The 7,866-nt window shown below is 40.8% G+C and carries 14 protein-coding genes; 4 read left to right on the top strand and 10 right to left on the bottom strand.

Annotated elements, in window-relative coordinates; translation table 11 throughout:
* Positions 1-320: 320 nt before the first annotated feature.
* On the bottom strand, positions 321-485 hold the full coding sequence (locus JZI27_RS24315) for a hypothetical protein (RefSeq protein ID WP_280209749.1): 165 nt from the start codon (positions 483-485) through the stop codon (positions 321-323).
* A gap of 224 nt (positions 486-709) precedes the next feature.
* Between JZI27_RS24315 and JZI27_RS24310 the strand changes: the two genes are divergently transcribed.
* On the top strand, positions 710-1,531 hold the full coding sequence (locus JZI27_RS24310) for a DUF6492 family protein (RefSeq protein ID WP_280209748.1): 822 nt from the start codon (positions 710-712) through the stop codon (positions 1,529-1,531).
* Positions 1,532-1,652: 121 nt separating this feature from the next.
* Here JZI27_RS24310 and JZI27_RS24305 read toward each other — a convergent pair whose 3' ends face one another.
* The 4 genes from JZI27_RS24305 to JZI27_RS24290 all read right to left on the bottom strand — a co-directional run bounded on the left by JZI27_RS24305 (position 1,653) and on the right by JZI27_RS24290 (position 3,039).
* Positions 1,653-1,847 carry a hypothetical protein gene (locus JZI27_RS24305; RefSeq protein WP_280209746.1) on the bottom strand — a complete coding sequence of 65 codons (195 nt, stop codon included), beginning with the start codon at positions 1,845-1,847 and terminating at the stop codon, positions 1,653-1,655.
* Positions 1,848-2,294: 447 nt separating this feature from the next.
* Entirely contained in the window at positions 2,295-2,588 is a 294-nt protein-coding gene (locus tag JZI27_RS24300) for a group-specific protein (RefSeq protein ID WP_280209745.1), read from the bottom strand.
* A gap of 12 nt (positions 2,589-2,600) precedes the next feature.
* Positions 2,601-2,804: a hypothetical protein gene (locus tag JZI27_RS24295; RefSeq protein WP_280209744.1), complete on the bottom strand. Its 204-nt coding sequence runs from the start codon at positions 2,802-2,804 to the stop codon at positions 2,601-2,603.
* A 10-nt stretch (positions 2,805-2,814) separates the two neighbouring features.
* A complete protein-coding gene (locus JZI27_RS24290; RefSeq protein ID WP_280209742.1) occupies positions 2,815-3,039 on the bottom strand; it encodes a helix-turn-helix domain-containing protein in 225 nt (74 codons plus the stop codon).
* Between the two features lie 150 nt (positions 3,040-3,189).
* Here JZI27_RS24290 and JZI27_RS24285 point away from each other — a divergent pair, with 150 nt between their 5' ends.
* From JZI27_RS24285 to JZI27_RS24275, 3 genes are all read left to right on the top strand, one after another.
* Positions 3,190-3,402, top strand: coding sequence for a hypothetical protein (locus tag JZI27_RS24285; RefSeq protein WP_280209740.1), 213 nt, complete (start codon positions 3,190-3,192; stop codon positions 3,400-3,402).
* Between the two features lie 76 nt (positions 3,403-3,478).
* Positions 3,479-3,733 (top strand): hypothetical protein, encoded by a 255-nt coding sequence (locus JZI27_RS24280; RefSeq protein WP_280209738.1) that lies wholly within the window; start codon positions 3,479-3,481, stop codon positions 3,731-3,733.
* Between the two features lie 131 nt (positions 3,734-3,864).
* Positions 3,865-4,140: a hypothetical protein gene (locus tag JZI27_RS24275; protein WP_280209737.1), complete on the top strand. Its 276-nt coding sequence runs from the start codon at positions 3,865-3,867 to the stop codon at positions 4,138-4,140.
* Between the two features lie 166 nt (positions 4,141-4,306).
* Here the strand turns inward: JZI27_RS24275 and JZI27_RS24270 are convergent, their stop codons facing one another.
* From JZI27_RS24270 to JZI27_RS24250, 5 genes are all read right to left on the bottom strand, one after another.
* Positions 4,307-4,579, bottom strand: coding sequence for a hypothetical protein (locus JZI27_RS24270; RefSeq protein WP_280209735.1), 273 nt, complete (start codon positions 4,577-4,579; stop codon positions 4,307-4,309).
* 80 nt (positions 4,580-4,659) lie between these two features.
* A complete protein-coding gene (locus JZI27_RS24265) occupies positions 4,660-6,015 on the bottom strand; it encodes a hypothetical protein (RefSeq protein WP_280209734.1) in 1,356 nt (451 codons plus the stop codon).
* Between the two features lie 212 nt (positions 6,016-6,227).
* Positions 6,228-6,563 carry a hypothetical protein gene (locus JZI27_RS24260; protein WP_280209733.1) on the bottom strand — a complete coding sequence of 112 codons (336 nt, stop codon included), beginning with the start codon at positions 6,561-6,563 and terminating at the stop codon, positions 6,228-6,230.
* A 10-nt stretch (positions 6,564-6,573) separates the two neighbouring features.
* Positions 6,574-6,954: a phage terminase small subunit P27 family gene (locus tag JZI27_RS24255; RefSeq protein WP_280209732.1), complete on the bottom strand. Its 381-nt coding sequence runs from the start codon at positions 6,952-6,954 to the stop codon at positions 6,574-6,576.
* Between the two features lie 486 nt (positions 6,955-7,440).
* Positions 7,441-7,776 carry a hypothetical protein gene (locus tag JZI27_RS24250; protein ID WP_280209731.1) on the bottom strand — a complete coding sequence of 112 codons (336 nt, stop codon included), beginning with the start codon at positions 7,774-7,776 and terminating at the stop codon, positions 7,441-7,443.
* Positions 7,777-7,866: the final 90 nt, after the last annotated feature.

Below are 7,866 nucleotides of genomic sequence, written 5' to 3'. Positions count from 1 at the left end.
GGTTGAAGAAGAGAAGAATCATATGAAAATGCGAGAATAAGGGAGAAAGACTCAAATTTTGAGGGGTTAAACCGGTATTCGAAGGAGTGCATGTGAACTGTTACCATTGATCATCTAACCCGTATTTAATTCTATAGGGAGTGATTCGCATGGTACTGGTGCTCATATTACTTACAGTTTGGGCTCTCATTGTTTCTTCTAAGTCTCTCTACGCCAGATGGCTCTACGTTTTGGCTACCATAGTTGTATTAATTCTTTTAGGTTATTATGGGCTCCAAGACGTTCAAAACCATCGTATTGGGCACTGAGTTACAAGCTTGTTAATCTCCAGCATTTCCGCTAATCAATTTGCCAATCCAGCCCCCGACACTCTCCGGGTTATCCAGTACATACAGTGCAACATAACCGTGTAGAATCCAGCTGCCAACGATCAGTGTTAAAACAATGGCGAAGACGATCAAGAATATCCGAAGCATCAATTTCATTCGTTTGTCGTGTTCTTCGAAAAAATTACTCCTCTAATTGACCCACCCTTTCCACAATTACCGATTTGTTAAATCAGCAGACGAACACCCATTTTGGAGGATTTCCATATCTGTCATATTCACCCTAAGGAAGAAAATCATATCCTATCTGGAAAGTCGGACACTCTGGCTGACCTGTTCAGACACATATGCTTGAAACTGCTTAGCGAAATGGAGTTGAGAAGTTGACACGTTCAGCGAAAAGAACCTTCAACAGCTCTATCAAAATTGATGTCCTGATCCCAGCTATTGAGAAAGACCTTGGCACTCTTCCCTATGTCATTGACAGTATCCGTAAGCAAGTGAAGCATCCGATCGGTAAGATCATGGTTGTATCGCCAACAAGCAAGCGAATCCAGGCCCTTTGCCGTCGTAAAAACTGCACCTTCATCAATGAAAGACGCGTGCTCCCGATTACAAAAAAAGACATTCACTACCAAACCAAACGCACCAATCGCTCAGGCTGGCTGCTCCAACAATTGTTGAAGCTGGCTGGAGGAAATTTGACCAAGCGAAGGTATTATCTTGTAATTGACGCCGACACGATTCTCATCCGCCCTCATGTCTTTCTCGTCAACGGAAAAACCGTTTTTTACTGCCGTAACTGGAGTCGTCCCGAGTATTTTCGAACCTATAAGAAATTACTGGGGACCAAGCCAACTGCCTCGCGCTCTTTCGTTGCCCACTATATGCTGTTTGATAAATCAAAGCTCTCCCATCTAAAGCGTAAAATTGAGGCCAGGCATAAGCATAGGTGGTATTGGGCGATTATCAAGAAAACCAACAAACAGAGTTATGCCGGGTTCTCTGAGTTCGAAACTTACGGTAATTTCGTGAAAGCTCACTATCCCGGTCATCTGGTTGTAAGAGGTACCCTTAACAAAAGCTCATCTTCGAAACCATCGTCACTCACTCGTAAACGAATGATCAAACTTGCTCAGAATTACAGGTCCATCTCCTTTCATAAACGCAGGTGGTATATCCGGAAGGTGGGAGTGAGAAAATGAAGATGCGAACTGGGTGAATCATTATGCGATTCGAAATGCTTCAAAGGGCATGTCCCTTTTGTGAAAGCCTGCAGTCCATTTCGAGTCAAGCATATGGAACCTAATCACAATGAGCAGTTTGTTAAATTGCTTGTACGATATCAAATATGGTCATCGGATCAGCGGCCTGCTTCGCCTTTTGGTACCTGTCAAATTCCTCGAACGGTTCATTCCTGAGCGCTTTGCCATTTACCCAGTCCTGGAAAGGCTTCATATGGGCTGACTGCGGTTTGCCGCGTCCGTCCACATCGATCTTGCCTGTAAGGTCCCGGAACATCAGCGTACACGTTGCAATCGTATTGCTGCAGCAAGGCGAATCGATCCAGGTCCTCTTTTGGGAGGGCCTTTTTCTTATTAAAAAAACCGCCCGAAGGCGGCTGACGAATAACTTTCTACACTATCAATATACACCGGAAAAAGTGCTGCAACCCATATCCTCCCCGCAATATCATCAAAAAAAATCTTCATAACAACCAGTATCTTTTGAATGCAAAATAATAAAAACCCCTTGTCGTCCAAGGGGTTTCAGCGTTTGTATTATGGTGATCCGGACTGGGTTCGAACCAGCGACCCCCACCCTGTCAATTTGATCTGACGAAATATTCTTGGTTAATCACACCGAATAAACCGCATTATACAGCGGTTCTTCACGAATCAAATTAACTCGAATTAACCTGATTTACTTTAGTGCGTTGTCAAATTGGTTGTCAATGTTGTCAGAGTTTCAATAACGAGGTTGTTCCTTTATCCAATGTTCCAAGAAAGATTTAGATTCTTTTGCTGGAAAATACCATTTGCTCCCGACTTTGTATTTGGGAAAGCGTGGGTCATGAAAAAATTGGCTCTGGATCGTGTTCCAGCACATCCTTGTCCTTCTTAACAATTCTTTCCTATCCCAGAAGATTAAATCATTCTCCACCTCGTTGACTAATGCTTGAATCCTTTCTCGGCAAAGCTCCTTAATTTTCTCACCATCTACCTCAATTTTAATAAAACCCGACTCTTGCGAAGTACCCATCCCCTCCTCCCCCTAATTACCTAACTCCGTTTCCGACTTTACACTTTGCTCTCCTAAACGATATGTGAATCCAGTTGTTATTTCAGCCAAAAACAGTTTGCAACGGTCTGGCAAATCTGTTTGAAATGGGTCAATCTCTACTTTTTTTCCATTGATCATCATGTAATGGGCAACTACCTTAATAGGCTTTCGTATGTTCCTTTTTTTGGGTTTCAAATTGTACCTCCTAAATGCTCCAAAAATCTTCCAGCTTTACAGTTGGATCTACTTTCCTCAAAGATCGCAAAATTTTCATTGCTGTGTTCATAGTTGGTAAATAATTATCGTCAGAAGCCATGTATGAAACCGTATTATTGTTTACACCAGATTCCCTACTTAACCATTGTTGTGTTATACCTCTCTGATCAAGCCACTTCCCCAATTTTGATCTTTTCTTTCCTAATCCGAACATGTCATCACCTCATCCACATATTGGACAAGGATTCCGAAAATTAAACTTGTCTTCGAAGAAAAATTCGAATATTGGACAATCCGTACCGCATCAGGTAATAACACAGCGCCACTCCACGCAGCGCTGCACAACGCAACGGGAGGTTTTGGGATGGCAACGGAACGGAAGCCGGTTTGCTTTAACGTCAATGATCCACTGGTACGGGAGATGTGGGAGCTTGTCAAAACGCTAAATTTTAGCGGTTGGGTGAAGCAGCAGCTACGTCCATTGGTGCAGTCGAAGAATAGCCACCAAAAAAAAAAGGGTGTAGGCGTTCCTGTACCGATCAGAAGGGCGATGTCTTCAGATGGCCAACAAGCGTAGATACTACCGCGTTGATCGAGGACTTCCCTTCGTTGAAATGGACGATGACGACCAGAATGACGGCACTGGCGGAGAGATGACAGAGAGCAACGTCAGGACTGGATTCTGGGCGGTGCTGGCAGTCCTCACCTTTGGCATGGCACTGTCCGTCGCGCAAACTGTATACACACCATCGGATGTTGGCGGCAGCTATCGCGTGGTTTCAGTGAGTCATGGACGCCTGCATACGGAAGATACAGCGACAGGAGAACGAGTTAGCTTTCCAGACGGCGATCTCGTCAAGGCAGCTCTCAGCGGAAAGATCAAGCGCGGGGACGTGATCCGGCGGTGATGGAGTTATGCAGCGCATCATATCCTCCACCGATACTTAGGGATCTCTCAGTGTGCAATGTGCTGAATGATGTTTTCGTATCAAGGGAATTTTCGGACGATATTGAGTTGAAAACGGAAGGGGAAAGGTATATGGACATCGGAGAGTCATTTGTGGAACTGCCACGCGTGACATCGACCCATTCACGAGTCATGTACGGAAACTTGATCCAGCTTGCGGATAACCTGGACTTTCGGAATCCGGTGTTTGCGAGACGGGCGAAGCGGAATCGTTCAGTAGGGAGTGCGCAAGCCTTTATAGTGGAGCTGGCATTGGCAGACTGGGCATTTCGGGAACGCCTTAAACGCTACATGATCACAGGAGGGACACAGTTCATCTATACCGCTGACTATATGGATCGATACTAAAACGAAACCCGCCTCAGTTTATTGTAGGGACGGGTTTTCTATCAGTGTATGACCATCTTTCACATCATAAGTAAAATCATTTCGTCTGGATTAAGCGAACTTGGTGAAGTGTAGAGCGTAGAGCGTTGAACGGCTTGCCTAGATTTAGATTTCCCCACTATATTTTTTATCTTCTTGCCGAACTAAACAAATAAATTAACAATCCTGCAATTACTCCATGTATGCAAATAAGAAAATAAAGTGCTAAATTTTTCACATCTATCCACCCAACGTGTGTAGCACCACCTTTATTGACATCAATATACACTATACAAATTGCTAATAAATTTGATACCACCATAAGTGTCAATGCACTTTGCTTTAGGAATTCTCCTTTCCTATTTTTAAAGATTCCTATTAACGTAAATACAATCAGAATTACGATCCATAACAATGTCAACACTATCCCTCCATACATCTTCGTTTTATGAGTGGAAAAACACAAGCGGCAGCGCTTGTGTTTTTCCACTCTACCATTATTTATCTTACACGATACGTTAAGGAAATTTCGCGATCATATTCCTTAACAGAATCTCTTGTATCCATAGGATTATCGATAGTGTAACTGAATTGAACATTGAAGTCTTTACTTCCAGATGTATCATATGTACCAACTCTAAAAACGTGATCAAATGTGTGACCCGGTTCTTCTAGAATGTTATTATTTTCCTTCCATATTACAGCAGCATTCTTAGTATACTTTCCTCCTGAATTATCAAAAGCTTTCATGGTCATCGCCTCATAGTCTTGAGATTTCTCCCAAGTGCTTCCCACTCCTAAGGATGCACCAAGTACGCCTAATGACCAACCGATTGAGAGTTCTGGCTTACCAAAAAACCCTGGTATAGTGTAATGTCCATCCCATTCCACTGTTTGAATCACCTCGTCAGATTCTACCCACCCCTGTACAGTTGTATCTCCGAAGTTACCTATTTGAGTACTTGTTTCGTCATCAACAATATATACATCCCCGTACATATCTTCATATGATGTTTCTTCTTCAGTAACATAAAACTTTACAACAAACTCTCCACTACTGCTAATTGAAGTAGGACCTTCAATCGTCCGTCTTGTATTAAATTTTTCAGTCCAGCGGTCACCAGCTACAGTGTAATTGAACTTATGGACAGTCGTAATTCCGTCGCTTTGAAGGGCCATGGTGGAAAAGTCACTTTCTTCTGAAATATATGCAGAAGGTTCATCTTTTTCTTCGTAAACTTCAAATTCAGGTTCTAATATTTTGGAGTACCAGTATTGATCACGATGGTCAGCTTTTTCCAATTTTTCCTCAACTTTAAATAATTTGCTATCAATAAAATATGGATTCTCTACTTCAATTACCGTAAAATCTCTTGTCCCTTTCTTCATAAGATACAGTTTTAATAGGACATCTTTATTCTTTTTGACTTTTTCCTTTTTCTTTTTGTCAATAGTAATAGAGCGGCTATTATCACTATCAATTGAGAAGTGAATTACGTCAAAATTATCATGTTTATCCTCTAATTTCCCGACTAGTGTACCGCTAGATTTGTTACCTTTTGTTAAATCTCCGGAAAGGGCAAATGGGATTTCCTCATCCCCATAGGAAAGTGCACCTTCTATGGTAATATCCGAACGTTTGACTTCCATCTTCTCGATGTTTACGATAGTTTCGTCATAACCGTCTTCACTTAGATCTTCTCCCTTCGGGTCAAGATCAATATACGTTTTGCCTTCCAGGGTTGTTGAACTTGATATCAATAATTGATTAGAAGATGCGGCTTGTACACTTGGCATTATCGTGGCAAATGTAACCATTAATGCTAAACTACTCGATAGAACTTTCTTTGTTACCATTTTGTAACCATTCCCTTCCAGTAATTTGATATAATAGCATTTTTTCATATTATTGGTAATTTGTAAATGCTTATTTAGTTATGTATTTATCATAAAGTGGTGTGCTACTCCAATTGGCAGATAACTTGGACTTTCGGAATCCGGTGTTTGCGGGTCGGACAAAGAGGAATCGGTCGGTTGAGAGCGCTCAGGCTTTTATCGTGGAGCTGGCGCTAAAGATAAGTGATAATGCAGCTAATTATGAAACCCTTCCCGTTTTTTCTTGGGATATTAATATGCGCCTCGCGAAAACGCCTGAAATCATCTATTCTTCGCTTCACACAAATAATAGATGTACAGATGTCAAATTGGAATTTCAAAAGGTTGATTCTTTGTCCTTTTTTACCTTTATCTAACTCCAACTTCGATATAAATTTATGGAATTTTCGTGCTTCATCAGCGTCAAAGTAGTACTTTTCATCATCATATTTAGCCTTTAATTCCTCGATCCAGGCCTCAATATCGCCACTTGTTTCAATTGCTATTTGTTGTTTAGCGTAATCATTCATCTAATCACCTTTACTTTTGGATCATGTCCTCCATTTCTTCATCAGAATCATCATCTTTGTTCAGAATCAATTCCTTTAACTTTGCCCGTTCTTTTGGAGTTAAAGCAAACTCTTTAATAAAGGAGAGCATGTTTTTCATCGCATTATTAGCAATAGATATCTCAGGTATCTGCTGCCTATAACCTGTCTCAGTCGTGAAACATAAATCTCCATTCTTCTTGATGGCCTTTTCTGCTTCAATCCAATGTTGATAACTAGCACATAGAGCAGCTAATGCTATTTCATCCCCAGCTTTCCACTTGCTTTCTTTTATCAATGACTTTGAAATTTCTTCAAACTTCCTCTTTGCTTCAGATTTCAAAAAAGTTGGTGCTTTAATTTCAGTTTCCATAATCCCCCTCCCCTCTTAAATTTACGAGTCATAAACCACCCCACCCTGAAAAATCCTACTCAAGTGCAAACAAGACTGGGCATGCGGTCAATAGACTTTTCATTTCCAACTTTACCAATGCCCCCTACCCTATTTATTAAAACTAAAGTCATAATGTGCTTCTAATACAATAGATGCTTGTCGTATATTCCATAACCATTTATCAATTAACTTAAGGTCTGGATGACTTTTACTTAATTCCAACCTACATCAGCTTTCGTAAATCGCTGTTCATCCAAACAATCTTGGCATAGATAATTGTCCCTGATTAATGCTTGCTGCCTAACAACCAACCACTCAGCCGAGTTGTAAAATTTCTTACTTCTTTGATCTCGTTGATATGTATCATAATACCTATTCCTATCTCGCTTATCCTTCTGTTCCTGATCCTTATGACGCTCACAATATTGTTGATCACTATCAACCAAACTTGAACAACCTGACTTATTACATATCTTCTTTATTGCCATCATATTTCACCAATAGTTTATTCAGTTTGTTGTGTGCTTCCTCAATATCTTTATACCTGAAATAAGCATGACTAAAGTCTACTTGGTTATAAAAATCATCATACTCTTTGTACTTATGAAGTTGGCATGGCTTCAAATCGTTTAAAACCATATCCCCTTTTTGGCAAGTACGATATTCTGTTTCATTGAATGTCACATCTTTTTGCTCGTTTACAGTCTCAACTCGCTTCTTATATTGAGAATAGTAAGCACAAATTGAACAATCATATTTAATCTCAGATTTATTCCTAAGTAAACTCGTTAACCATTTCATAATATTTCCTCCTAAGAAATCGGGTAGGAGGCTACCCATTATTTGAGTAGCCGACCTCCCACACCACCGTACGTACCGTTCGGTATACGG

The organism is Brevibacillus sp. AY1, from assembly GCF_029870785.1.
In the GTDB taxonomy this organism is placed as follows: domain Bacteria; phylum Bacillota; class Bacilli; order Brevibacillales; family Brevibacillaceae; genus Brevibacillus; species Brevibacillus invocatus.
The sequence above is the reverse complement of the archived record's forward strand: the minus strand, read 5'-3'. Positions and strand labels throughout refer to the sequence as shown.